We start from the raw sequence: 24,206 nt of genomic DNA, 5'->3' as shown, positions 1-24,206 counted from the left end.
GGACTACTCCGCGACGCGGGCGGCGATGTCCGTGCGGTGGTGCGAGCCCTCGAGGGAGATGCGGGAGATCGCCTCGTACGCGCGGTCACGCGCCGTGCGGAAGTCGGAGGCGACGGCCACGACGTTCAGCACGCGGCCGCCCGTCGCGATGAGCGATCCTCCCGGTGCATCGGGGCTCGCGGTCGCCGCGTGCACGAGTCGCACGCCCTCGACCGATGCAGCGTCCGCGAGGCCCTCGATCGGGCGACCGGTCTGCGGCGCCTCGGGGTAGCCTTCGCTGGCGAGCACGACGGTGATCGCCACGTCGTCGCTGAACTCGGGCTCGGGCTGATCCTCGAGCGTGCCGGAGGCAGCGGCGAACAGCAGGTCCGACAACGGGGTCACCAGTCGGGGCAGCACGATCTGCGTCTCGGGGTCGCCGAAGCGGGCGTTGAACTCGATCACGCGCACACCGGCCGGGGTGAGGATCAGCCCCGCATAGAGCAGCCCGATGAACGGGGTGCCCTCGGCGTCGAGCTGCCGCACCACGGGGAGAGCCACGTCACGGGTGACCTCTTCGACGAAAGCCCGCTCGCTGCCGAACTGCTCGGCGAGCCACGGCAGCGGCGAATACGCGCCCATGCCACCGGTGTTGGGTCCGGCGTCACCGTCGAGTGCGCGCTTGAAGTCCTGAGCGGGGCTGAGCGCGCGCACCGTGTCGCCGTCGCTGAGGAAGAACAGCGAGACCTCGGGGCCGGAGAGGAACTCCTCGATGAGGACGGGCCCGGCAGGAAGGTACTGCTCGGCGTGCGCGAGGGCGTCGGCACGCTCGGACGTCACGATGACACCCTTGCCCGCGGCGAGGCCATCGGCCTTGACCACGTACGGTGCGCCGAGCTCGTCGAACGCGGACTCGACCTCGGCTGTGGTGGATGCACGGACTGCACGACCGGTCGGCACGCCCGCCGCGTCCATGACCCGCTTGGCGAAGGACTTCGAGCCCTCCAGCTGAGCGGCGGCCTTGCCCGGGCCGAACACCGGGATGCCACGCACCCGCAGCGCATCCGCGACACCGGCGACCAGCGGGGCCTCGGGGCCGACGACGACCAGGTCGATGGCGTGCTCATGCGCGAAGGCCGTCACCGCGGCACCGTCGAGGGGATCGACCGTGACGGGGGTCGCATCCTGCGCGATGCCGGCATTGCCCGGAGCGACGAAGATCTCGTGCTCCGTCTGCTCTGCCCGCAGGGCGAGGATGATCGCGTGCTCACGGGCACCGGAACCGAGGACGAGAATCTTCACCCGTCCAGACTACCGAGGCTCACGGTCCGGGTTTCAGGTGTTCGGGTGTTCGGGTGTTCGGTGTTCGGGTGGTCGGTGTTCACAACTCAGGAGGAATCTCTCCGGCCGGCGAGCATCCGCGGCGTGTCCGCCGCTTTCGCCGCATCCTTCCTGAGTTGTGACCGAGGACGACCGGGCTCCGAGAACGACCGGGCTCCGAGGTCGACCGGGCTCCGAGGGCGACCGGGGTCAGAGGTCGACGGTCCGTTCCACGGAGGCATCCCAGGGCACGGTCCAGCCGGCGGCGTCGAACAGGGCATCGAGCACCATCGCGGTGAAGCCCCACACGATCGTGCCGTCGACGTCGAAGGCGGGGCCGCGGAAGGTGTGGCCCATCCGTGTGAGGGTCGAGGTGAACCGGGTGGCCGGGTCGAGGAGCTGGGCGACAGGGACGCGGAACACCTCGACGGTCTCGGCGTGGTCGACGGCCACGACCCGCGACGGCGACTGCCACCAGGCCAGCACCGGGGTCACCAGGTGGTTGCTGGCGGCGAGCGGAATCACGGGGAGCGTGGCCAGGATCTCCACTCCGTCCGGATCGAGCCCGGTCTCCTCCTCGGCTTCGCGCAGGGCTGTGGCCACGGCATCGGCGTCATCCGGCTCGACACGGCCGCCCGGAAACGAGACCTGACCGGGGTGGGAGGAGAGGGTGGGTGCGCGGCGTTGCAGCAGTACGTCGAGATCGCGGGCGACGGCGGGTCCGGCCGTGGGGGCGGGGATGCGGTCGAGCACGCCGAACAGGATGAGCACGGCCGCGTCGTGAGCGCTCTGCGGATCGGCGAGCTGCGGGATGCGCACGCCCCAGGAATGATCGGCGACAGCCGCGAGCAGCTCGGCGCGGGCGCCCTGGGGATGCATGCTCATGCGTTCGAGCTTAGGACTCGTCGCGCGACGTCGGACGTAGTCTGGAGAGATGGCCAGGAAGATCGACATCACGGACGGACGCGTCGCGCTCGATGCCGTCCGTGCCGCCGATGCCTCGGGGGCGAAGCCGCAGCGCTCCGACCTCGCCACCGCCGTGCGCTACCTGCTGCAGCTGCTGGACGAGAAGGCGCCGGGTAACAGCGTCGAGGTTCGGGTGCCCCCGTTCGGTGCGGTGCAGGTCATCCAAGGACCCCGTCACACCCGGGGCACGCCGCCCAACGTCGTCGAGATGGATGCCGCGACCTGGATCGCCGTGTCGACCGGGACCGAGCGATGGGCGGAAGCCGCGGCCGCCGGGCGCATCCACGCCTCCGGGACCCGCGCCGATCTGAGCGACGTCCTCCCGTTGCGGCCCTAGCCGCGCCCGGATCAGCGCCGCGCGACGACCAGCGGAACCCCGGTCGTGGGGTGGGGGAACACATCGACGGCCTGGCCGTAGACCTGCTCGATCCGCTCGGCGCTCAGCACCTCGGACGCCGTGCCGGTCGCGGCGACCCGCCCGTCGGCGAGGAGCGTCACGCGGTCGGCGTGCGCGAGCGCGGCATTGAGATCGTGCAGCACGATGGCCACCGCGATCCCGGCGTCCGCACGCGTCCGGATCAGCCGCATGACGTCTTCGTGGTGCTTCAGGTCGAGCGCCGCGGTCGGCTCGTCGAGCAACAGGATGCCGGTGCTCTGGGCGATCACGCGGGCGAGGGCGACCCGGGCGCGCTCACCTCCCGACAGCGACGGCACCGCGCGCGCACGGAGTGTCGTCACCTCGGTCTGCGCCATCGCGGAGGACACCAGATCGTCGTCTTCCTCGGCCGCGGGCGTGCGCGCCCAGGGGGTCCGGCCCATCCGCACGACCTGCTCTGCGCTGAAGGGGAACGTGACGGTGTTCTCCTGCAGGAGCACGGCACGCTGCCGGGCGAGCATGCGCGGTGCGACCCGGTCGAGGGGCCGGCCATCGAGCTCCACCGTGCCCGCCTGCGCGGTGACGTCTCCGGCGAGGACTCCGAACAGCGTGGACTTGCCCGCACCGTTCGGTCCGACGAGGGCGTGGATCTCCCCGCTGTGGACGTCGATGGACGCATCGTCGAGGATCGTCCGCCCTTCGCCGACGCGCACCGTGAGCCCCGCCCCGCGGAGCCGCACGGTCACGCCCATCCTCCCGAGCGACGGCGCGTGCGCACGAGCAGCCACAGGAAGAACGGCCCGCCCACGAGCGAGGTGATCATGCCGATGGGGAGATCCGCGAGCGGCACCGCGGTGCGGGCGACCAGGTCGGCGACCGCGATGAGCAGCGCGCCGCCGAGTGCCGAGGCGACCACGAGCGGGAGGTGGGCGGGGCCGATCATCATGCGCATCAGGTGCGGCACCACGAGCCCGGCGAAGCCGATGATCCCGGCGAACGCGACCGCCGCGCACACCAGCAGCGCGACGGTCACGATGACCACCACCCGCAGCAGCTCGACGTTCACGCCGAGGTGTCGTGCGGTGCGCTCGCCGAGGGCGAAGAGGTCCAGGCCGGGCGCCACGATCAGGGCGACGACCACGCCGATCAGGACGAGCGGTGCCACGAGCTGGATGTTCGACCACAGCGCGCCGTTCAGCGAGCCGAGCTGCCAGAACACGATCTGCTCGCGGGTCGACGTCGTGCCGAGGAACGTGAAGAACGCCATGCCCGCGCCGGCGATCGCATTGATCGCGATACCGGTGAGCAGGAGGGTCACGACCTCGGTGCGTCCGCCGGAGCGGCTGATGAAGTACACCGAGAACACCGCGACCAGGCCCCCGAGGAACGCGAAGGCGGGCGTCGTCCACATCCCGAACGTCGCCAGCCCGAAGGTGATGCTCGCGGCTGCACCGAGAGCCGCGCCCGAGGAGACCCCGACCACCCCGGCGTCCGCGAGCGGGTTGCCGAAGATCGCCTGCATGAGCACACCCGAGACGGCGAGGGCGGCGCCGACCAGCAGACCGAGCACGATGCGCGGCATCCGCAGGGTGAAGATCACGCCGTAGTCGGTGGATGCCGCCGGAGCCCACGCCGAGTCGATCCCGACGCCGCGCAGCAGCACCCCGACCAGCGAGGTGGGGGACAGGTCGTACTGCCCGCTCGTGATCGACACGATGCACGTGATCGCGAGCGCGACGACCAGGCCGACCGTCACCAGGGTGAAGCGCAGGCCCCGATGCCTGGTCGGAGTCGGGGTGACGACCTCGCCGGTCACTTCGCGGGCTCGGGGGCGTACAGGGCGCGGGCCAGGGCGCCGATCACGTCGGCGGTGCGCGGACCGAAGCTGAGGATCTCGCTGTCGGCCATGTCGATCACGCGACGGTGTGCTCCGGCGGGTGTCTGAGCCACGGCGGGGATCCGCTCGATCAGCCCGTCGATGCCACCGACGGATTCGAGCCCGTCGGTCATCATCACCAGCACGTCGGGCTGCGCGGCGACGAGGGCTTCGGCGGTCATGGGCTTCATGCCCTCCCATCCGATCTCGGCGGCGACGTCGACTCCGCCGACCGCGTCGATCAGCGAGTCGGCCCCGGAGTCCTCGCCGAAGATGTAGTACACGTTCGCGCTGCCGCGGACGTAGAGGAAGAGCATGCGGGCGCGATCCGCTTCGTCGGCGGGCACCACCTCGGAGATCTCGGCCAGCGTCTCATCGACCGCGGCATCGAGCCGCGCGATGAGCGCCTCCCCCCGGCTCGGGACCCCGAGGGCTGCCGCGATCTCGGTGACCAGCTCATCGGTGGTGTCGAGCCGCCGGTCGCTGGAGATGACCACGACCGCGATGCCCGCGTCGCGCAACTGCTGGCGCACCTCCTTCGGGCCGATCGTCGTGTCGGTGAGGATGACGGTCGGGGACAGTTCGAGGATCGCCTCGGCATTGAGCGTGTGGCCGGTCTTCGTGACGACCGGGAGGTCTTCCGTGCCCGCGAAGTCGGTCGACGCGTCGCGCCCGACGACCTGATCGCCGAGACCGAGAGCGAACACGGTCGACGCGATCGTGCCCGAGATGTCGATCGGCAGGATGCGGTCGACGTCGGTGATCTCGACCTCCCGGCCTTCGCTGTCGGTCACCGTCACCGGCAGGTCCGGCGCGGTGCCATCGTCGACGGCGTCGATCGCGTGGCTGGAGAGGCACGCGGTGGAGGGGCCTTCCTGTCCGCGCACGTCGTCGATCAGGCCGAGGGACGCGAGGGGCGTGGATGCCTGCGGGCACGTGTCCTCCACGGCGAGAGGGGGTGCGGCGGTGGCTCCCGGCTCGGCGCACGCGGTGAGCCCGGCGGCGAGGGCGGCGACGAAGAAGACGGCGATGACGCGGCGCATTAGGCAAGGCTATCCTAAAACTTGACGAGCCTCGATCGGCACCTCTACGCTCAGGATCAGTGCTTACTTAGCTAAGCCTAACCAAAAACCATCCGTCGCCCGACCGCATTGCGGCACCGTCGGCACACGTGATCTTCTGCGTGCCCGGAGCCGTGGAGAATCGTGAACGCCATAGCCACCGCATCCTCAGGGAGCACTCGCCTACGCGTGCTGCTCGCCGCTTTCGTCTCCTTCCTTCTCGTCGCGGCCGGTGCGGTGATCGTCCCGCCCGCGCACGCCGCCGGCGCCACGGTCACGGCGTCGGTCTCTTCCGCCGACACGTCGGGGGTGCGCGTGCAGGTGCAGGCCGACGGGCTGCCCGATGTCGCGGGCGCCTACGCGGCCCTGATCGTCACCGGCACGGAAGGTGGGCTCAGCGGTGGGGGCGGATACGCCGCGTTCGTGATGCCCGTCGTCGCCGGAGGGGCGAGCACGTTCACGCTCGAGGCACCGGCAGGCTCGCTCGACCGGACGAAGTCCTACGAGGTGCTCGTGTGGCAGAAGCACTCGAACCCGGACGCGACGACGATCTACGGACGCGGTGACGTCGCGATCTCCGCGGGGCAGTGGGATGCCGTGTTCGGCCCCGTGCCCACCGACCCGGGCACGGATCCGGGGACGGATCCCGGTACCGATCCGGGGACTGACCCTGGTACGGATCCGGGGACTGATCCCGGTACCGATCCGGGGACTGACCCTGGTACGGATCCGGGGACGGATCCCGGTACCGATCCGGGGGCTGACCCTGGTACCGATCCGGGCACGGACCCGGGGACCGACCCCGGTACGGACCCGGGCACGACCCCGCCGACCGACGCGACGATCGAGGTGTTCCTTGCCGACGGCACCACCCCGGCGGGGAATGCCGCCCTCGAGGCCGGCGACAAGATCGTCGTGAAGGGCTCGGGCTACGACCCGGCGGCCAACGTCGGCGGGCGCGGCGTGCCGATCCCCAAGGACCTTCCGCAGGGCACCTACGTCGTGTTCGGCAACTTCGCCTCGACATGGCAGCCGTCCACCGGTGCCGCGTCGTCGACACGCTCCGTGGGGGCGCAGGTCTGGGCGCTCTCCGAGGACGTGCTGAACCAGGTGCCGTCCCCGTATCAGGGTGCGATCCGCGCGCAGTGGGTCGACATCGCGGACGACGGCACGTTCCAGGCGACCCTGACGCTGAAGGACGCTTCCTCGACTCCGGGCTCATACGGCGTCTACACCTACGCGGCCGGAGGCGTGGTCAACGTCGATCAGGAGCGCAGCGTCGCACTGAACTACACCGAGACCGCCACTCTCACCGCCACGGTGAAGAACGCGAGCGCGAAGGATGGGCTCACGATCGAGGCGAAGGCGTCGAAGCTGGGCGCCATCACGGGTGCCTACGTCGCGCTGATCGAGGCGGGAACCGAGGCGGAGGTCACCACCGGCGGCGGATTCCTCGCGATGCAGTACGTGCGCGGCATCTCCGGCGGCGTGTTCACCGCAGACCTCACAGCCGCTGCCTCCACGCTCGACCGCACGAAGTCCTACGAGGTGATCGTCTGGAAGCAGCACACGATGCCGAACGCCGACACCCTGCACGCCCGCGACGCGGTCACGATCAGCGACGCCGAGTGGGATGCGCTCACCGCCCCGACGTTCACCCCGTCGCTCGAGGTCTTCCTTGCCGACGGCACCACGCCGGCCGGGAGTGCCGCCCTCGCGGCCGGCGACAAGATCGTCGTGAAGGGCTCGGGCTACGACCCGGCGGCCAACGTCGGCGGCCGTGGCGTGCCGATCCCGAAGGATCTTCCGCAGGGCACCTACGTGGTCTTCGGCAACTTCGCCGCGGACTGGAAGCCGTCGGAGGGGGCTTCCTCCGCGAACCGCTCGGTCGCGGCGCAGGTGTGGGCGCTCGCCGAGGGCGTACTGAACCAGGTCCCGTCGCAGTACCAGGGTGCGATCCGTGCGCAGTGGGTCGACATCGCCGACGACGGCACTTTCGAGGCGACGCTGACGCTGAAGGATGCCGCCGCCACCCCCGGCTCCTACGGCGTCTTCACCTACGGCGCGGGTGGGGTCACCAATGCCGCGCAGGAACGCAGCGTGGCACTGAACTACGGCGACGCGGCGACTCTCGAGACCTCGGTGACCTCGGCGACCGCGAAGGACGGGCTGACGGTCAGGGCCGCGGCCACGAACCTCGGCGACATCCCCGGCGCGTACGCCGCTCTGATCGAGACCGGCACGGAGGCGGATGTCACGGCCTCCGGAGGATTCCTCGCGATGACGTACGTGAGGGAGATCACGTACGGGGCGTTCGCGGTCGACCTCACGACGGCAGCGAAGAACCTCGATCGCACGAAGTCGTACGAGGTGATCGTGTGGAAGCAGCACTCCATGCCCACGGCCGACACGATCTACGCGCGTTCGACGGTGGAGATCACCCCCGCGCAGTGGGATGCCCTGTTCGCGACGGTCGTCCCCCCGAAGCCCACGAAGCCCACGAAGCCGACGACCCCGCCGGCGAGCGTCCCCGGTGGGTCGCTCCGCTGGGCCATCTCGTCGTCGTTCGTGAACTACGTCACGGGTGACATCGCGCAGGGATCGATCACGGTCTCCGACGGGGCGACCCGATCGGGTGGTCAGTTCCAGTTCGGACAGTCGGTCGGCGGCGACTACGACCGTGGGACCGGTCTGGGGGGCGTCGTCTACCGCGGATCGGTGCGGTTCACCGGTCACCACGGTGTGCTCGACGTCACGGTCTCGAACCCGCAGATCCGCATCACTTCGGCGGGGGCGGCGACTCTCTCCGTGACGAGCGGCGGTGCGCAGGTGCCGTTCGCGACTCTCGACCTCTCCCGTGCCGCACGCACCACGGTCGACGGCGCCGTGACGTACACCGCGGCCCCCGCCGCACTGACGGCCGCCGGACGGGACAGGGTCCTGGCCGGGTACTCGACCACGCTCAACCCGGTCACGTTCACGATCGGCTCGGTGGCCGCTGCTCCGTCCGGGACGACGGGCACCGTGGCTGCGGCTGCCGTGAAGGCCAAGACGACCCTGCCCGCCGCCCCACCGGCATCGGACGGCATCGACGTCGACGCGGAGAACCTCGCCGCCCTCGAATCCGGGCAGCCGGCGACCATCTCGGCCTCCGGCTTCCAGCCGAACGAAGAGGGCATCAAGGTCGTCGTCTACTCGAGCCCCGTGCTGCTCGACACCGTGACCGCCGACTCCGCGGGTGTCGCGACCTGGTCGGGTTCGGTGCCCGCGGGCCTGGAAGACGGTGCCCACACCCTGACCCTCCAGGGATCGGTCGACCGCGGTCTGACGTTCACGCTGACCCGCGCCACGACCGTGCTCGGATCCTGCACGGTGGAGGGCGCCACGCTCAAGTGGGGCTACAAGGAATCGTTCCGCACGTACATCGAGGGCATCGCGAAGGGTGGCTGGACGCTGACCGACGTGGCCTACCAGTACCCGGACTTCGTGTGGCAGAACGGCACCGGATCGTTCGACGACGAGGCACTGACCGGTCTCGTCTCCTTCGGAGGGAGCATCACGTTCACGGGACACGACGGCGCACTGAACACGACCCTCGCGAATGCCGGCATCGAGCTCGCCGGGGACAAGGGTTACCTCGTCTTCGACGTGACCGGCACCACGCAGGGCGGCGAGAGCATCGACCAGCAGGGCGTCCGCCTCGCGGAGTTCGCCCGCGGTGACGCGACGACCGTCAACGGTGTGCTGACCCTCGATGCGATCCCGACGACGCTCACCGAGGCGGGGGCTGCCGCGTTCGGCACCTACGCCGCGGGCGAGGCGCTGGATCCGGTGACCGCGGTCATCCCGGTGAACGCCGACTGCGGTGTCACGCCGGAGGAGGAGGTCGACTCCGAGGCCGCGGCGTCCGTCACGACGGTGACCGAGCCCGCGACCTCCGAAGGCGCACCCGTGTGGCCGTGGATCGTCGGCGGCCTGGTCGTCGTGGTGCTCGCCGCGACCGGCGGTGTGCTGATCGCCCGCCGCAACCGTAAGGACGAGACCGCCGAGACGACGACCGAGGTCTGATCCCCTCCCGAAGACAGGACGGCCCTCCCCGCGGCGCACGCGGGGAGGGCCGCCCTCCGTCTCCTGTCGCTTACGGATGTCGGAGGATCGCACGGATGCAGGAGGAAATCGGTGGGCCGGCTCCTGCATCCGTGCAATCGTCCGACCGATGCGCACCAGACCGAGGGCCGTGAACCCCGGTTCCCGGCATCCGTAGACGGTGGGACAATGGAGTCATGGCCCCCACCGATTCCCACCAGACCGTCGAAGCGACCGTGCGCCGCGTGCCGCGGTACGGCGTGTTCATGGGCATCGGCGTCGTGGTCGGCATCATCGCCGCCGGCATCCTCACCTGGGCGGGCAGCTTCGAGCCTTCGCAGGCGCTCGACGTCGTCTATCCGCCCGGACAGGTCTTCGGCTTCCTCCTGCTGTGGACGGTGCCGATCGGCATCGCGCTGGGCGGAGTCGTCGCCCTCATCCTGGAGCGCGTGGCCCGCCGACACGACCGCGTCGTGCGGGTCGACCACGAGACCGTCGTCGACGACTGAGGCTACGCCAGCTCGGCGATCACCGGACGGATGGCGGCGTCGAACGCCACGACGTCGCGACGCAGGCCGTCGGTCACCGCGACGGTGAGCGCTCCGATCCACCAGATGCCGCGCTGCGAGAACGGCAGCACCTGCACATTGAGCTCGAACGAGTGCGCCCGACGCCCGACCTCGCGCTCGAACTCCGCGATCGCGCTCGCATAGGCGCGGTAGGCATCGCCGCCGGTGTGGCTCTTCATCGAGCTCACATATCGGTCGTGCGCGGCGCGCGCGTAGCGGAGTGCGGACTCCGCCTGCGGAGCGATCGCGGCGGTCAGCTCTTCGGCGCCCGAGGCCGGCAGCGCGACCAGGGTGTCGAATCCGTCGATGAGCTCGAGCGGCACCTCGGAGGGGTGCGCGCGCGGCTCGACCGTCATGTCCCAGTACTCGCGCCATTGCGCCTCGACCGCGGGGGAGGCGTCGACCGCATCCGGCGCGCGGACGGCGAGCTCGCGGAGCGTCGGGAGGCCCTCCGGCTCGCGGATCCCGAGGCTCTGCCGCAATGCGAGCGCGACGAGCACCGGAACGCTCGCGTCTTCGCGGATGAGCCACTGCGGCTTGTCGGCCATGGCCCCATCGTAGGCGGGTCGAGGGCCCGGATCCGAGAGTGATCCTGGCGGAGAGTCGAACCCCTCGCGGGCGGTAGGCTGGAAGCGTGGCTGCCTCCCCCACCAATCCCTATTCCGAAGCCGGCGTCGACACCGCTGCAGGTGATCTCGCCGTCGAGCTGATGAAGTCGTCCGTGCGCGCGACGCACGGCCCCGAAGTGCTCGGCGGTGTCGGCGGATTCGCCGGACTGTTCGATGCCAGCGCGCTGCGCGATTTCCGTCGCCCCCTGCTCGCGACCAGTACCGACGGCGTCGGCACGAAGGTCGCGATCGCGCAGGCGATCGACAAGCACGACACGATCGGCCAGGACCTGGTCGGGATGGTCGTCGATGACATCGTCGTGGTGGGCGCGAAGCCCCTCTTCATGACCGACTACATCGCGTGCGGCAAGGTCGTCCCGGAGCGTATCGCCGACATCGTCCGGGGTATCGCCGAGGCATGCTCGGCCACCGGCACGGCACTCGTCGGCGGCGAGACCGCAGAGCACCCTGGGCTTCTCGGGCCCCGCGACTACGACGTGGCGGGTGCGGCGACCGGTGTGGTCGAGGCCGATGCGATCCTCGGGGCTGAGCTCGTGCAGGACGGCGATGCGGTGATCGCCGTCGCCTCCAGCGGACTGCACTCCAACGGCTACTCCCTCGTGCGCCACATCGTGACCCGCGCGGGGATCGGGTACGGCGACAACGCCGCCGACTTCGGCACCACCTGGGGCGAGGCGCTCCTCGAGCCGACCCGCCTCTACACGCTTCCCCTTCTGCGTCTGATCGAGCAGCTGGGCGGCGGAGTCCACTCTCTCAGCCACGTCACCGGCGGCGGCATCGCGGCGAACCTCGCCCGTGTGCTCCCGCAGGGCAGCTGGGTGGAGGTCGACCGCAGCAGCTGGTCGCCGAGCCCCGTCTTCCGCGTGCTCAGTGACATCGCCGGATCCACGCTGGAGTCGGCAGAGGGAACCTGGAACCTCGGCATCGGCTTCCTCGCCGTGGTCGCCGCGGAGAAGAAGGATGCCGCGATCGCGGCGCTGAACGCCGAGGGCATGCCCTCGTGGCAGGTCGGGACCGTGGGCTTCGGGCCGCGTCCGGCCGGTGAATTCGAACAGGGCGCCAAGGGCGTCGACGGTGGAGCGGTGCGCCTGGTCGGCGCCTACGCGGACGGAGCGAAGTAAGAGCCCATGTGCGGCATCGTCGGAATGGTGGGCTCTGCCCCGGTCAATCAGGACATCTACGACGCACTCCTGCTGCTGCAGCACCGCGGCCAGGATGCGACGGGCATCGCCACCGCCGAGGCGAACGGCGTGATGCACAACGCCAAGGCGCAGGGCATGGTCCGTGAGGCGTTCCGCACCCGCGACATGCGCGCGCTGCTCGGCAACGTGGGCCTCGGCCACGTGCGCTACGCGACCAAGGGCACGGCTTCGAATGAAGAGGAGATGCAGCCGTTCTACGTGAACGCGCCGTACGGCATCATCCTCATCCACAACGGCAACCTCACCAACACCCGCGAGCTCACGGCCGACATGGCCAAGCGCGACCGCCGCCACCTGAACTCGTCCAGCGACACCGAACTGCTGCTCAATGTGCTCGCCGGCGAACTGCAGAACACGACCTCGGCCGTCGACCTCGACCCCGAGCGCGTCTTCGAAGCCGTCGCCCGCACGCACGAGCGGATCGAGGGCGCGTACGCCGTGATCGCCGTGATCGCCGGCTACGGTCTGCTCGCCTTCCGCGATCCGTTCGGCATCCGCCCGCTGATCCTCGGTCGTCGCCCCTCGACGGTCCCCGGCGCCGAGGGCAAGGATGAGTGGGTCGTCGCGAGCGAGTCGCTCGTGCTCGAGAACGGCGACTACGACGTCGTCCGTGAGGTCGAGCCCGGTGAGGCGGTCTTCATCACCAATGACGGGGAGCTGTTCTCGAAGCAGTGCGCCCCGGCCGCGACGCTCGCGCCGTGCGCCTTCGAGTACGTCTACCTCGCGCGCCCCGACTCGGTCATGAACGGCATCTCGGTGTACGAGTCGCGCCTGCGCATGGGCGACCGTCTGGCCGACACCATCGCCAAGCACGTGCCGATGGACAAGATCGACGTGGTCATGCCGATCCCCGACTCCTCTCGTCCCGCCGCGATGGAGGTCGCCCGCAAGCTCGGCATCGAGTACCGCGAGGGCTTCTACAAGAACCGCTACGTCGGCCGGACCTTCATCATGCCCGGGCAGGCGGTGCGCAAGAAGAGCGTGCGTCAGAAGCTCAACGCCATGTCCACCGAGTTCCAGGGCAAGAACGTGCTGCTGATCGACGACTCGATCGTGCGCGGGACCACGTCCAAGGAGATCATCCAGATGGCGCGGGATGCCGGTGCCGCCTCGGTCACCTTCGCCTCCGCGGCGCCTCCCGTGCGGCACCCGCACGTGTACGGCATCAACATGCCCTCACGCCACGAGCTCATCGCCCACGGGCGGACGATCCCCGAGATCGCCGAGGAACTCGGTTGCGATCACCTCGTGTACCAGGAGGTCGACGACCTCAAGGCGGCGATCATCGAAGGGTCGGCCCTCACGGATCTCGACCTGAGCTGCTTCGACGGCCGGTACGTGACCGGCACGGTCTCCGACGAATACCTGGCCTGGGTGGAGGGGTCGCAGACCTCATGACGATGCCGGGCGCTCGACCGCTGTGGCAGGGTCGGGCTCTCGCACTCGTGGGGATCGTCCTGGTGGCGTTCTCGCTGCGCTCGGCGGTCGCCTCCCTGTCTCCGGTGATCGACCATGTCGCCGAGGACTTTCCCGTCTCGCCGGTGATCATCGGGCTGATCGGCGCCGCCCCTCCGGTCTGCTTCGCCATCTTCGGGCTGCTCACGCCGTTGTTCGAGCGGCGCTTCGGCCTGGAGCGGATGGCGGTCGCCGCGATCACTCTGATGGCTCTGGGGCTCCTGCTGCGCGGTCTCGCCATCGACTCCACCACCTTGCTCGCGGCGACCGCGGTCGTGTTCGCGGGGGTCGGTTCGGGCAACGTGCTGCTTCCCCCGCTGGTGAAGAAGTACTTCCCCGACCGCCTCGGGATCATGATGACGATCTACTCGACCACGATGGCGGTGTCGACCTTCCTGCCGCCGCTCGTCGCGGTTCCGGTCGCCGATTCGCTCGGGTGGCGGGTGTCGCTCGGCATGTGGGGCATCGTCGCCGGAATCGCGCTGGTGCCCTGGGTCGCGCTGCTGCTGGGGAATCGGGCTCGCCCGGACGCGCCGATGAAGACGGAGCTCCTCGTCCCCGATCCCACGGACGGCGTCAACGACGTGCAGGATGCGGTGGCCGTCGCGACCGGTCCGATCTCGACCACTCCGGCGAACCGCAGGCACTTCGCCCGCCTGTGGCGACTGCCGCTCGCCTGGGCACTCGCGCTCGTGTTCGGGGCATCTTCCACCATGGCGTACGTCTCGTTCGCGTGGATGCCGACCATGCTCGTCGACATCGGCGGGGTCAGCCCGGCGACGGCGGGCTTCCTGTTGTCGCTGTTCGCGCTGATCGGTCTGCCCTGTTCACTGCTGGTGCCGATCCTGGTGGTCCGGTTCCAGGCGACACGTCCCCTCTTCTTCGTGGCCGTCGCCGGAGGACTGGTCGGGCTCGCCGGCCTCCTGCTCATCCCGACCGTGGCCCTGCCGCTGTGGGTGAGCATCTTCGGTCTCACGGCCATCATGTTCCCGCTGAGCCTGGTCCTGCTCAGCATCCGTGCCCGTACGCCGGAGAGCGCCGTCGCGTTGAGCGGGTTCGTGCAGAGCATCGGCTACGCGATCGCCGCGGTGTTCCCGCTGCTGATCGGGCTGCTCCACGAGACGACCGACGGCTGGCAGATCCCGCTCCTCGTCATCGCAGGTGTGCTCGTCGTCGTGATCCCCGCGGGCGTCGTCGCAGGGCGTCGCCGCACCGTCGAGGACGAGTGGGAGCGCCGGCACGGCCGCTGGTGAGCGTGCGGAGCCGGCGGCTGCGCGGTGGCGGTGGCGGTGGCTGCGGTGGATGCTGGCACACGTTTCGAAGGAGATCTCACGGAACGAAGGAGGCTTTATTCAGTACGCTCCTTCGTTCCGTGAGATCTCCTTCAGGTTGTGCGGGGCTGGAACAGGCTGCGGCCCTGGAACGCGCGCCGAGCTTGCCTAGCTCGCCTCGTGCGCCTCGCGCGCCTCGTGCGCCTGGCGCGCCGAGTGGGGCGGGGCCGTCGACGAGCGCACGATGAGCTGCGGCTCGGTGGAGGGCATCTCGCCGACCGCCTCATGTCCCTCGATCTGTGCGATGACCCGGAGAGCGGCCGCACGGCCCATCGCCTCGAAGGGCTGGCGGACGGTCGTGAGCGCGGGGGAGGCGTACGCGGCGAGAGCGATGTCGTCGACGCTGACCACCGAGACGTCCTCCGGCACACTGCGACCGGCCTCGTGCAGGGCGCGGATCAGACCGAACGCCATCTCGTCACTGCTGACGAAGACCGCGGTAGCCTCCGGGATGGCCGCGATCGTGCGCCCGGCGCGGTAGCCGGATTCGGGTGTCCAGTCGGCGGGGATCAACGGCGGCGGCACGATGCCCCGATCGCGGAGCGTCTGCTCCCAGGCCTCGCTGCGCTGCTGGGTCTCGGTCCAGTAGTCGTCGCCCGAGACGTGCCACACGGTCTCGTGCCCGAGGTCGAGGAGGTGCTCGACGGCGAGGCGGGCGATGGCGCGCTGGTCGACCGCGAGGGGGGCGTCCTCGTCCAGGGAGGTGCGTTCGCTGCGGGTCGCGGGCGTGCGCTCGGTGCGCGTCCGCATCGCCGGACTCTCGAGTTCGACCGGGACACCGAGGATGATGCCTTCCGCACCCTGACGCTCCAGTCGGTCGAAGGCCTCCAGGAACGCTTCGGCCGAGGCATGGTCCGCGACGGCCGCCGTCGACACGGTGTATCCGTTGGCCGCGGCCGCCTGCTGGATGCCGACGCCGAGCGCCGCCGACGAGTACCGGTCCGTCGAGACCACGATCACGCCCAACACGCGGGTGCGACCGGAGGCGAGCGAGGCGGCGGCGGCGTGCACGCGGTAGCCGAGCTCCTCGACTGCCGCCAGCACGCGGCGGGCGGTGTCGGGGCGCACGTTGTCCTGCCCGGACATGACGCGGGAGACGGTCTGCGTGGAGACTCCGGCGAGCTGGGCGACATCGACCTGGCTCGGGGCGCGGTCGTCTCTCGGGCGGCGAGGGGACATGTGCTCAATGGTAGCGATCAATCGGCGTAAATCCAGGAGGCGGCGAGTCGGGCGATGCGATAATGTGAACGCAAACACTCGTACTTGGAGCGCTATGCCTGACCTTCTCGCCTCGGCTCTCGACGGCTCTTCCGTTGCCGTCGACGCCTCGGCCACCGCGACGCCGATCGGCGCGCCCACCCTGTCCTGGCGCGACGGGGAGATCCTCCGCGACGGTGTCACGCACCGCATCCTCGCGGGCTCGATCCACTACTTCCGGGTGCATCCCGACCTGTGGGAGGACCGTCTCCGCCGACTCGCGGCGATGGGCGCGAACACGGTCGACACCTATGTCGCGTGGAACTTCCATGAGCGCGTCGAGGGCGACGTCCGCTTCGACGGATGGCGTGACATCGAGCGCTTCATCCGCCTGGCCGGAGAAGTGGGTCTGGATGTCTTCCTCCGCCCCAGCCCTTACATCTGCGCCGAGTGGTCCAACGGCGGCATCCCGTCCTGGTTGTCCGGGCGCGTCGCGGCGCTGCGCACCAGCGATGTCGGCTTCCTCGCCGCGGTGGACGCCTGGTACGACCGGTTGATCCCCCGGCTCGTTCCGCTCCAGGCCTCGCACGGCGGGCCGATCGTCGCGATCCAGATCGAGAACGAGTACGGGTCGTTCGGCAGTGACGCCGACTACCTCGCACACCTGCGGGACGGGCTCCGCCGCCGCGGGATGGTCGAGATGCTCACCACCGCCGACGGCATCACGGGCGACATGATCGAGCACGGCAGCGTCGCCGGGGCCCTGGCGACCTTCACGTTCGGCACCGGGGTGGCGAGGGCCGTGGAACTGCGCCGCGAGGGTGATGCGCTCATGTGCAGCGAGCTGTGGGGTGGCTGGTTCGACCACTGGGGGGAGCGGCACCATGTGCGGTCCGCCGCGAGCGCCGGGGGCACGATCGAGGAGCTGCTGACCGCCGGCGGATCGGTGAGCCTGTACATGGCGCACGGTGGCACCAACTTCGGCCTCTGGAACGGGGCCAACCATGACCAGGTCCTGCAGCCGACCGTCACCAGCTACGACTCGGACGCACCGATCGGCGAAGATGGCACGCTCACTGAGAAGTTCCACGCGCTCCGTGCGCTGTTCGCGCCGTTCCACGCGAGTGATCTCCCCCCGGTTCCCGGTGCGCCGCGGCGGCAGAGCGCGGCGACCACGCCGCTCGCGCCGCGCGCATCCCTGCGGGGGCTGATCGCTTCGCTCCCCGTGGCCGGTGACGTCTCGCCGCGACCGCGTACGTTCGAGGAGCTCGGTGCGGAAGACGGCCTCGTCGCGTATGAGGCGGACGTGTCCTTCCCCGCCGATGCGACGCTCACGGTCGACGGACTGCACGACCGTGCCGTGGTGTTCCTCGACGAGCGGCGTCTCGGCGTGCTGGAGCGCGACGGTGAGACCTCTCTCGCTCTGCCCGCCGACGGGGGGATGGGACGACTCACGATCCTCGTCGAGAGCCTCGGACGGATCAACTACGGGCCGTACACGGGCGAGGGCAAGGGCATCATGCGCGGCGTGATGATCGGCCGTCGGCTCGTGAACGGCTGGACGCATCGCCTGGTTCCCCAGGAGGCGCCGGCTCTCCCCACCGACGCGACCGACGCGACCGACGCAACGGATGGTGTCGCCGTCGCCTCCCTCGACGTCGCCGAGCCGCTCGATGCCTGGCTCGCCTTCCCCGGCGGTGCGAAGGGGATGGTCTGGCTGAACGGCTTCCTCCTCGGCAGGTACTGGAAGGTCGGTCCGCAGGAGACGCTCTACGCGCCGGCGCCGCTGTGGAAGGCCGGCCGCAACGAGATCGTCGTGCTCGACACCGATGTCCTCGGGGTGACCGTTGAGATCCGCGAAGAACCGTCGTTCGGGGAGACCGAGGAGTTCATCGGCTCCTGATCCGGACACCACGAGAGCCGTCCTGCACCGAGGGTGTGGGGCGGCTCTTCTCGTCTGTTCTTCTCATCTGTGCACGGCACTTCTCGCCAATGTTTGCGCTTCTGCTCGCTTGATGCTTGATATTAAGGCATCCACGAGTCTAGTGTGATAGCGCAAACATCGATGAGGGTCGTCGATGATCATCTGCGGCGCACCGGGGCGTCTGTGCTCCCGGCCGCCGCTCGACCGAGAGGCAAGACGTGTCGAAACCTTCCCGACCGCCCCGCGCTACCGTCGCCCTCAGCTCGCTGCTGGCGACGGCACTCGCCTTCGGCGGTGTGCTCACCCAGGCGCCGGCCGCGCAGGCCGCCGAGCTGATCCCGGTCCCGAAAGCCGACTACCGCCTGCACGCGGTGTCGAGTGAATCGGACCCGTACCCGGCGCCGCCCTCGCTCGACGGCACCGCTCTCGGCGCCTTCGACGGCGATTTCGCGACGCAGTGGACCTCGCGCTACACCGCGAACGCGCCGTTCCCGCACTGGATCGTCATCGATCTGCAGCGCTCCCTCTCGGTGAAGGCCCTCGACTACTCGGTCAAGCGGGGCCAGGCCGTGGCTGCGAAGATGGTCGAGGTCTACGTGACGGACGATCCCGATGTCGCCCGCAACTCGCCGGCCGACGGCGGATGGGGTGCGGCCGCGGGCACGGCGGTGCTGCACGCTCCGGCCGCGGACGACGAGAAGCAGCGCATCACGCTGGACGCCGCCAAGGACGGCCGCTACGTGGCCCTGCTCGTGATCGACGCGCAGGGAACCACCGGCGGCGGGGCCGGCGAGATCGAGGTGCTCTCCGACGAGGAGCTGCCCCCGATCGTCACCGAGCCGGAGGAGCCGGACACGGATGAGACCGTCGAGATCGCCGCCGGCGGCACCACGGCGGTCGTCTCGACCGAGTTCCCTCGCATCACGCAGTATCGCGTGGGGAGTGAGAGCATCGCCGGCCAGCGCACCTCGGCCAAGACCTGGTCGGTGAACGGCACGACCTACGCGTCGGAGACCACGTCGACGCCGTCGGCCACCGGGATCGACTATGTGTCGACACTGACGGGCATCGACGTCACCGTGCGCAGCAGCATCCGCGTCGCGGAGGACGGAACCGTCGGCTTCGAGGTCACCGCGGTCGAGGGGACGGCAGCCGTGACCACTCTGGGGCTTCCGGACAACGCCTTCCTCTCCGCGACAGCCGCGGATGCCGGGTCGGTGCTCGATCGCACGGTGATCAGCCCGGACAGCACCAAGAACGCCGACGAGCACATCGCGGTGAGCGCTTCGACGGCGACCGGCCAGAAGGGGGCGGCCTTCGCCTTCCTCGGCAACGGCGCGCTCATCGGCAGCGTGATCACCAACGCGACGACCCAGGCCTCCGGCGGCACGGCGTCGTGGAACACGCGCCTGACCACACGCATCACCGAGGCGGCGGGGCGCACGGCCGAGATCGGTTCCAGCGCCTGGCTGATCCACCCGACCACGGCGGTGGACAACCGGGTGACCACCTACGCCCTTCCGAAGGTCACGATCCTCCTCGCGGCGGACCGCAACGGCGACGCGAAGGTCGACTGGCAGGACGGCGCGATCCGCTACCGCGAGGTCGACACCCCTCGTCTCGGCGCCGATCGGGTCGCCGAGCGCGTGGTCAGTCGCATCCCCTTCAATTTCGCCTCCAGTGCGACGAACTACTTCGACCTGGTCCTCGACAACACCAAGCGCATCGCGAACCAGACCGACGGTCTCGGCCAGTGGGTGCTCAACAAGGGCTACGGCAGTGAAGGCCATGACTCGGCGAACACCGACTACGGCGGAAACTACAACGAGCGGGCGGGCGGCCTCTCCGACCTGAACACCCTCGTCGACGAGGGCGCGAAGCTCAACGCCGACATGAGCGTGCACGTCAACGCCACCGAGATCTATCCGCAGGCGAACGCCTTCGACTCCGCGATCCTCGACGGTGCCGCCCCGTACAAGCCGGGCTGGAACTGGCTCGACCAGTCGTACTACATCAACCAGCAGACCGACCTCGGTACCGGACGGGTGCTCGACCGCTTCCAGCAGCTGCGGGACGAGGTTCCCGGTCTCAGCGGCGTCTACATCGACGTGTACTACTCGAACGGGTGGGTCGCCGAAGAGCTCGCAGACGAGCTCAACAGCATGGACCTCGAGGTCGCCACCGAGTGGGGTGACAAGTTCGTCGACAGCACGGTCTGGTCGCACTGGCCGAACGACCTCAGCTACGGCGGGGTGACGAACAAGGGCATCAACTCCACGATGGTGCGCTTCATCCAGAACGGACAGGCCGACGTCTGGAACGACGATGCGCTCCTCGGACAGCAGCGACTCGTCGACGCCGAGGGCTGGGTCGGCAACCGCAACTGGGACGGCTTCGTCGACAACATCTGGACCCAGAGCCTGCCGACCAAGTTCCTCCAGCACTTCGACCTGCTCACGTACGAGGCAGGTGCCGAGGCGACGCTGACCGACGACGTCGCCGTCCGCATCGACGGCAGTACCCGGGTCATCACGATGGACGGCGCCACGGTGCTGCGGGGTGACTCCTACCTGCTCCCCTGGCAGTCGCTGACCTCCAACGAGGAGGCCGGTTCCCCGGTCGACGCCGACAAGATGTACTTCTATTCGGCGTCCGGAGGCGAGGAGACGTTCGGGCTCACCGAGGCGTTCCGCGGCAACACCGCCTTCGACGTGTTCGAGCTGGGAGACCAGGGGCGCGTCAAGGTCGGCACCGTGAATGCGGCAGGCGGCGAGCTCACGCTCAGCGGAGACGAAGGCACGGCCTACGTCGTGGTGCCGCAGGGTGGTGCCCTGCGCGCGGCGGTCGAGTACCACGACGCCGGTCTCGACGACCCGGGGTTCAACTCCGGTTCGCTCGACGTCTGGAATCCCCAGGGCGATGTGTCGATCGAGCGCACCGACCTCGGCAGCGCGAAGAACGAGTCCCGGGGTGACAACGTCGCCGTGCTCGGTGCGGCCGCCTCGTCGATCTCGCAGACCGTGACCGGGCTCACCCCCGGACAGCGGTACGCGTTCTCGGCGCAGGTGCAGATCGATCCGACTGCGACCCGCGACGTGAGCGTCTCGGTCGACACCGGTTCCGGTGCTGTGACCCGCACCTGGAACCTCTCTCCGACGTACAACTACATGCGCGCCGACTCCAAGGCGGGTCAGTACTACCAGCGTGGGTCGACGTCGTTCCTGGCCCCGGCGTCCGGTGAGGTCACCGTGTCCGTCGGTGCCGTCGCGGGTGACGCGAAGGTCCGGATCGACAACGCCCGCGTCTCGCGCGACACGACCGCACCGTTCGCGGCCGGCACGGTGTACTCGAACGACTTCGAGGGCAACGAGGCCGGGTGGGGCCCGTTCGTGAAGGGGAACGCCAACGGCATCGACGACCCGCGCACGAGCATCTCGCGCCGACACGATCCGTACACGAGCAGCGAGTGGCGCAACACCGCCAAGCCGTTCGACGCGGGCGCGCTCGCGGGGCTCGCGGTGGATACGACGCTGACCGGCGACCACTCGCTCATGTCGCACTCCGAGAACAGCGGGGTCGTCTATCGCACCGATCCGACACTCGTTCCGCTGCAGGCGGGGCACTCGTACCGGATCGGATTCGACTACCAGGTCGGCGCGAGCGGCGCATACCGCTGGCTCACCGGCACGGATGCGGTGGCGGGCGGCACGGTCACCTCGACCACGCTCAGTCGCACCGGGATCGCGCAGGCGTTGGAGACGGCGGAGTTCTCGCAGGATGTGATCGTCGGATGCGGCGACTACACCTGGGTCGGACTCGAACGCGTCGGGGGACCGGACGTGGACTTCGTGCTGGACGACTTCACGGTCACAGACCTCGGCCCGACGACCGGCGGCACCCCGTGTGCGACGGTGTCTGCGGAGGCGGGCGTCCTGAGCCCCGGCGCGCAGACCGCGTTCACGACCACCTTCACCAACAGCGAGTCCCTCGTCGTCGAGAACATCGGCGTGCAGCTCGAGGTGCCGGAGGGGTACGCGGTCGAGGTCGCCGACGACTCGTCGAACCTGTTCGAGAAGGTCGAGCCCGGGGACAGCGTGGACACCACGTGGCTGGTCACCGCGCCGGCGGAGGCCGCGGGCACGACGGTCGGCATCGGGATCGCGGCGACGTATCTCGCGGACTGCGATGTGCGCACGGTCGTGACGACGCAGGAGGTGTCGGTGTCCTCACGGGCTCGCATCCCCAACGCGCAGATCTCCGTGACGGCGAGCTCCGAGGAGACGTCCGGGGAGAACGGTGCGGCCGTGAACATGCTCGACGGGAACGCGGGCACGTTCTGGCACAGTCGGTGGAGTTCGGCGGCGACGTCGTACCCGCACGTGCTGACCTTCGACCTGGGCGCCGCCGAGCAGGTCGACGGCATCTCGTACCTGCGCCGCGGCGCCAACCAGAACGGTCCGATCAAGGGCTACGAGGTCGCGGTGTCGACCGACGGACAGACGTACACGCCCGTCGTCTCGGGCGAGTGGCAGAACGTCGCCGAGTGGCAGGACGTGGACTTCGCGGAGACCACGGCGCGCTACATCCGTGTGACCGCCACGTCGTCCATCTCGGGCACGCAGTTCGCGGCCGTCGCCGAGATGGCCGTGTACGGTTCGCCGACCCCGCAGAGCGGTCATGCTCCCGCGACGCGGCCGGACGACGATCTGAGCGGCTGCAACCCGGTGATCGACCCGAAGCTCGGTCTCGACGCCGACTCGGTGCGGGCGGGAGAGACGGTGGGCATCGCGCTCACGGGCTTCGCTCCGGAGTCCACCGTGTCGGTCTGGCTCGACGACGCCCGGCTGACCGGTGCCACGGTCGATGCGGAGGGCGCGCTGACGACGCGACTGCTGATCCCGACGAACGCCTCGGTGGGCACGCACCGGGTGATCGTGCAGGATGCGGCCGGCGCGGAGCTCGCCAGCGCTCCGTTGAAGGTCAAGAAGGCGAAGCCGGGGAAGAAGGCGACCATCGCCGCAGCCATCGGATCGGTCGTCGCCGGCGCCAGCCTGACCGTGCAGTTGAGCGGATTCGATCCCGACGCGCTGGTGCAGCTGTGGCTGCATTCCGAGCCGGTCCGCATCGGTGAGGTGACGATCTCGGCCGACGGTGATGCCGTCGCCACCGTCACGATCCCCGCGGCGACGCCGGCCGGCGCGCATGCGCTCGTCGCGACGGATGCGCAGGGCGTCGAGCTGGCGCGGGGTGACCTCGCGGTGACCGCGGCGGCCGGGAGCGGCGGTGACCTCGCCTCCACCGGTGCGGAGGGGGCGATCTGGGCGGGCGCGGCGTTCGCGGCCCTCGCGGCGATCGGCCTGGGTCTGGCCCTGTGGCTGCGGAGACGCCGCCACAGCTGACCGCCCCGCACACAGACGACCGGCCCGGAGGAATCCCTCCGGGCCGGTCGTCTGTGTGTACGAAGAAGCGTCCTGCACACCGGCGGACGATATCGGGTTTTGCCGATTCCCCGGCCGCCGCCCTCTGGCGCCGCGCGGCGAGCGCACCCTGGGGATCAGGCTGGTCCCCTCGCCGAACGAGAGGACCGCATGCATACTGTAAGCATGCCCAACGTGCTGATCCGTGACCTCGACCCGACCATCCACTCGGTCCTCGCTGCACGCGCGGAGTCACGCGGGCAATCACTGCAGCAGTACCTGACTTCTGAGCTGGCGCTCATCGCGTCCCGCCCCACTGTGCCGGAACTCCTGGCCGCTCTCGCGGAGCGACCCGTCTCGCAGAGAATCGCGCCGGAGGCGATCGTCGCGGCGATCCGGGAGGGGCGAGCAGATCGATGATCGTGGTCGATGCCTCCGTCGTGGTCGACCTCCTCTGCAACGTCGGTTCGAGCTCTGCGCTTCACCGACGCCTTACCGAGGAAGCGCTGCTCGCGCCCGATCTGCTGCCTGTCGAGGTCGCGTCCGCGCTGCGCGGATTGAACCGCGGAGGCGTACTCACCGATGCCGCGCTCGAGGCTGCGGCCGTCGACCTCACGCGGCTCCGCGTCGAGCTGCACCCCACGCTGCCGCTCATCCCGCACGTGCTGGCGCTGCGCCGGAACGTGACGGCCTATGACGCGGCCTATGTCGCGCTCGCGAGCGTGTTCGGGTGCACGCTGCTCACGCATGACCGGAGGCTGGCGCGCGCAGCCTCCGGTCACTGCACCGTCGAGGTGCCTGTCACGTCCGACTGACCG

17 protein-coding genes are annotated in these 24,206 nt (G+C 69.8%); 10 read left to right on the top strand and 7 right to left on the bottom strand.

Features of this window, described 5'->3' with window-relative positions; genetic code table 11:
* Positions 1-3 precede the first annotated feature (3 nt).
* Positions 4-1,281, bottom strand: coding sequence for a phosphoribosylamine--glycine ligase (gene purD, locus ACLF6J_RS09095; RefSeq protein WP_047522209.1), 1,278 nt, complete (start codon positions 1,279-1,281; stop codon positions 4-6).
* A gap of 228 nt (positions 1,282-1,509) precedes the next feature.
* The gene (locus ACLF6J_RS09090; protein WP_131492072.1) at positions 1,510-2,184 is read right to left on the bottom strand and encodes an NUDIX hydrolase; all 675 of its coding nucleotides are present in this window, start codon (positions 2,182-2,184) and stop codon (positions 1,510-1,512) included.
* A 49-nt stretch (positions 2,185-2,233) separates the two neighbouring features.
* On the opposite strand from ACLF6J_RS09090, the gene ACLF6J_RS09085 reads away from it, so the two are divergent.
* Positions 2,234-2,602: a sterol carrier family protein gene (locus ACLF6J_RS09085; RefSeq protein WP_131492073.1), complete on the top strand. Its 369-nt coding sequence runs from the start codon at positions 2,234-2,236 to the stop codon at positions 2,600-2,602.
* Between the two features lie 11 nt (positions 2,603-2,613).
* Here ACLF6J_RS09085 and ACLF6J_RS09080 read toward each other — a convergent pair whose 3' ends face one another.
* The 3 genes from ACLF6J_RS09080 to ACLF6J_RS09070 are packed head-to-tail and all read right to left on the bottom strand — an operon-like array spanning position 2,614 to position 5,560.
* Positions 2,614-3,393, bottom strand: coding sequence for a heme ABC transporter ATP-binding protein (locus ACLF6J_RS09080; protein ID WP_421076856.1), 780 nt, complete (start codon positions 3,391-3,393; stop codon positions 2,614-2,616).
* Positions 3,384-4,457, bottom strand: coding sequence for a FecCD family ABC transporter permease (locus ACLF6J_RS09075; RefSeq protein ID WP_134352825.1), 1,074 nt, complete (start codon positions 4,455-4,457; stop codon positions 3,384-3,386). The genes ACLF6J_RS09080 and ACLF6J_RS09075 overlap by 10 nt, the downstream gene beginning before the upstream one ends.
* Complete coding sequence (locus ACLF6J_RS09070; RefSeq protein ID WP_134352826.1) at positions 4,454-5,560, bottom strand: heme/hemin ABC transporter substrate-binding protein; 1,107 nt, start codon at positions 5,558-5,560, stop codon at positions 4,454-4,456. Before ACLF6J_RS09070 ends, ACLF6J_RS09075 begins: the two co-directional genes overlap by 4 nt.
* A 207-nt stretch (positions 5,561-5,767) precedes the next feature.
* Between ACLF6J_RS09070 and ACLF6J_RS09065 the strand changes: the two genes are divergently transcribed.
* Complete coding sequence (locus ACLF6J_RS09065; RefSeq protein WP_134352827.1) at positions 5,768-9,646, top strand: HtaA domain-containing protein; 3,879 nt, start codon at positions 5,768-5,770, stop codon at positions 9,644-9,646.
* A gap of 215 nt (positions 9,647-9,861) precedes the next feature.
* Positions 9,862-10,173, top strand: a complete 312-nt coding sequence (locus tag ACLF6J_RS09060; protein ID WP_047522953.1) for a hypothetical protein — start codon at positions 9,862-9,864, stop codon at positions 10,171-10,173.
* Positions 10,174-10,175: 2 nt separating this feature from the next.
* Here the strand turns inward: ACLF6J_RS09060 and ACLF6J_RS09055 are convergent, their stop codons facing one another.
* Positions 10,176-10,781 (bottom strand): zinc-binding alcohol dehydrogenase, encoded by a 606-nt coding sequence (locus ACLF6J_RS09055; protein WP_134352828.1) that lies wholly within the window; start codon positions 10,779-10,781, stop codon positions 10,176-10,178.
* Between the two features lie 86 nt (positions 10,782-10,867).
* Between ACLF6J_RS09055 and purM the strand changes: the two genes are divergently transcribed.
* The 3 genes from purM to ACLF6J_RS09040 are packed head-to-tail and all read left to right on the top strand — an operon-like array spanning position 10,868 to position 14,772.
* Positions 10,868-11,983 carry a phosphoribosylformylglycinamidine cyclo-ligase gene (purM, locus tag ACLF6J_RS09050; protein WP_134352829.1) on the top strand — a complete coding sequence of 372 codons (1,116 nt, stop codon included), beginning with the start codon at positions 10,868-10,870 and terminating at the stop codon, positions 11,981-11,983.
* A 6-nt stretch (positions 11,984-11,989) separates the two neighbouring features.
* A complete protein-coding gene (purF, locus tag ACLF6J_RS09045; RefSeq protein ID WP_047522956.1) occupies positions 11,990-13,462 on the top strand; it encodes an amidophosphoribosyltransferase in 1,473 nt (490 codons plus the stop codon).
* Entirely contained in the window at positions 13,459-14,772 is a 1,314-nt protein-coding gene (locus ACLF6J_RS09040) for a CynX/NimT family MFS transporter (protein WP_134352830.1), read from the top strand. Before purF ends, ACLF6J_RS09040 begins: the two co-directional genes overlap by 4 nt.
* A gap of 186 nt (positions 14,773-14,958) precedes the next feature.
* Here ACLF6J_RS09040 and ACLF6J_RS09035 read toward each other — a convergent pair whose 3' ends face one another.
* Positions 14,959-16,029 (bottom strand): LacI family DNA-binding transcriptional regulator, encoded by a 1,071-nt coding sequence (locus tag ACLF6J_RS09035; protein ID WP_134352831.1) that lies wholly within the window; start codon positions 16,027-16,029, stop codon positions 14,959-14,961.
* A 94-nt stretch (positions 16,030-16,123) separates the two neighbouring features.
* Between ACLF6J_RS09035 and ACLF6J_RS09030 the strand changes: the two genes are divergently transcribed.
* From ACLF6J_RS09030 to ACLF6J_RS09015, 4 genes are all read left to right on the top strand, one after another.
* Positions 16,124-17,950 (top strand): glycoside hydrolase family 35 protein, encoded by a 1,827-nt coding sequence (locus ACLF6J_RS09030; RefSeq protein WP_134352832.1) that lies wholly within the window; start codon positions 16,124-16,126, stop codon positions 17,948-17,950.
* 239 nt (positions 17,951-18,189) lie between these two features.
* Positions 18,190-23,370 carry an endo-alpha-N-acetylgalactosaminidase family protein gene (locus tag ACLF6J_RS09025; protein WP_134352833.1) on the top strand — a complete coding sequence of 1,727 codons (5,181 nt, stop codon included), beginning with the start codon at positions 18,190-18,192 and terminating at the stop codon, positions 23,368-23,370.
* A gap of 204 nt (positions 23,371-23,574) precedes the next feature.
* Positions 23,575-23,808, top strand: a complete 234-nt coding sequence (locus ACLF6J_RS09020) for a FitA-like ribbon-helix-helix domain-containing protein (protein ID WP_134352834.1) — start codon at positions 23,575-23,577, stop codon at positions 23,806-23,808.
* Entirely contained in the window at positions 23,805-24,203 is a 399-nt protein-coding gene (locus ACLF6J_RS09015; RefSeq protein WP_134352835.1) for a type II toxin-antitoxin system VapC family toxin, read from the top strand. Before ACLF6J_RS09020 ends, ACLF6J_RS09015 begins: the two co-directional genes overlap by 4 nt.
* Positions 24,204-24,206 lie beyond the last annotated feature (3 nt).

Source organism: Microbacterium sp. IO18, from assembly GCF_049099505.1.
GTDB classification, from domain to species: domain Bacteria; phylum Actinomycetota; class Actinomycetes; order Actinomycetales; family Microbacteriaceae; genus Microbacterium; species Microbacterium aurugineum.
The sequence above is the reverse complement of the archived record's forward strand: the minus strand, read 5'-3'. Positions and strand labels throughout refer to the sequence as shown.

Excerpts from the sequence above, each read along its gene's own strand:
- ACLF6J_RS09090 (WP_131492072.1), bottom strand. The coding sequence starts at position 2,184 with ATGAGCATGCATCCCCAGGGCGCCCGCGCCGAGCTGCTCGCGGCTGTC.
- ACLF6J_RS09085 (WP_131492073.1), top strand. The coding sequence starts at position 2,234 with ATGGCCAGGAAGATCGACATCACGGACGGACGCGTCGCGCTCGATGCC.
- ACLF6J_RS09080 (WP_421076856.1), bottom strand. The coding sequence starts at position 3,393 with ATGGGCGTGACCGTGCGGCTCCGCGGGGCGGGGCTCACGGTGCGCGTC.
- ACLF6J_RS09070 (WP_134352826.1), bottom strand. The coding sequence starts at position 5,560 with ATGCGCCGCGTCATCGCCGTCTTCTTCGTCGCCGCCCTCGCCGCCGGG.
- ACLF6J_RS09060 (WP_047522953.1), top strand. The coding sequence starts at position 9,862 with ATGGCCCCCACCGATTCCCACCAGACCGTCGAAGCGACCGTGCGCCGC.
- ACLF6J_RS09055 (WP_134352828.1), bottom strand. The coding sequence starts at position 10,781 with ATGGCCGACAAGCCGCAGTGGCTCATCCGCGAAGACGCGAGCGTTCCG.
- purF (WP_047522956.1), top strand. The coding sequence starts at position 11,990 with ATGTGCGGCATCGTCGGAATGGTGGGCTCTGCCCCGGTCAATCAGGAC.
- ACLF6J_RS09040 (WP_134352830.1), top strand. The coding sequence starts at position 13,459 with ATGACGATGCCGGGCGCTCGACCGCTGTGGCAGGGTCGGGCTCTCGCA.
- ACLF6J_RS09035 (WP_134352831.1), bottom strand. The coding sequence starts at position 16,029 with ATGTCCCCTCGCCGCCCGAGAGACGACCGCGCCCCGAGCCAGGTCGAT.
- ACLF6J_RS09030 (WP_134352832.1), top strand. The coding sequence starts at position 16,124 with ATGCCTGACCTTCTCGCCTCGGCTCTCGACGGCTCTTCCGTTGCCGTC.
- ACLF6J_RS09020 (WP_134352834.1), top strand. The coding sequence starts at position 23,575 with ATGCCCAACGTGCTGATCCGTGACCTCGACCCGACCATCCACTCGGTC.
- ACLF6J_RS09015 (WP_134352835.1), top strand. The coding sequence starts at position 23,805 with ATGATCGTGGTCGATGCCTCCGTCGTGGTCGACCTCCTCTGCAACGTC.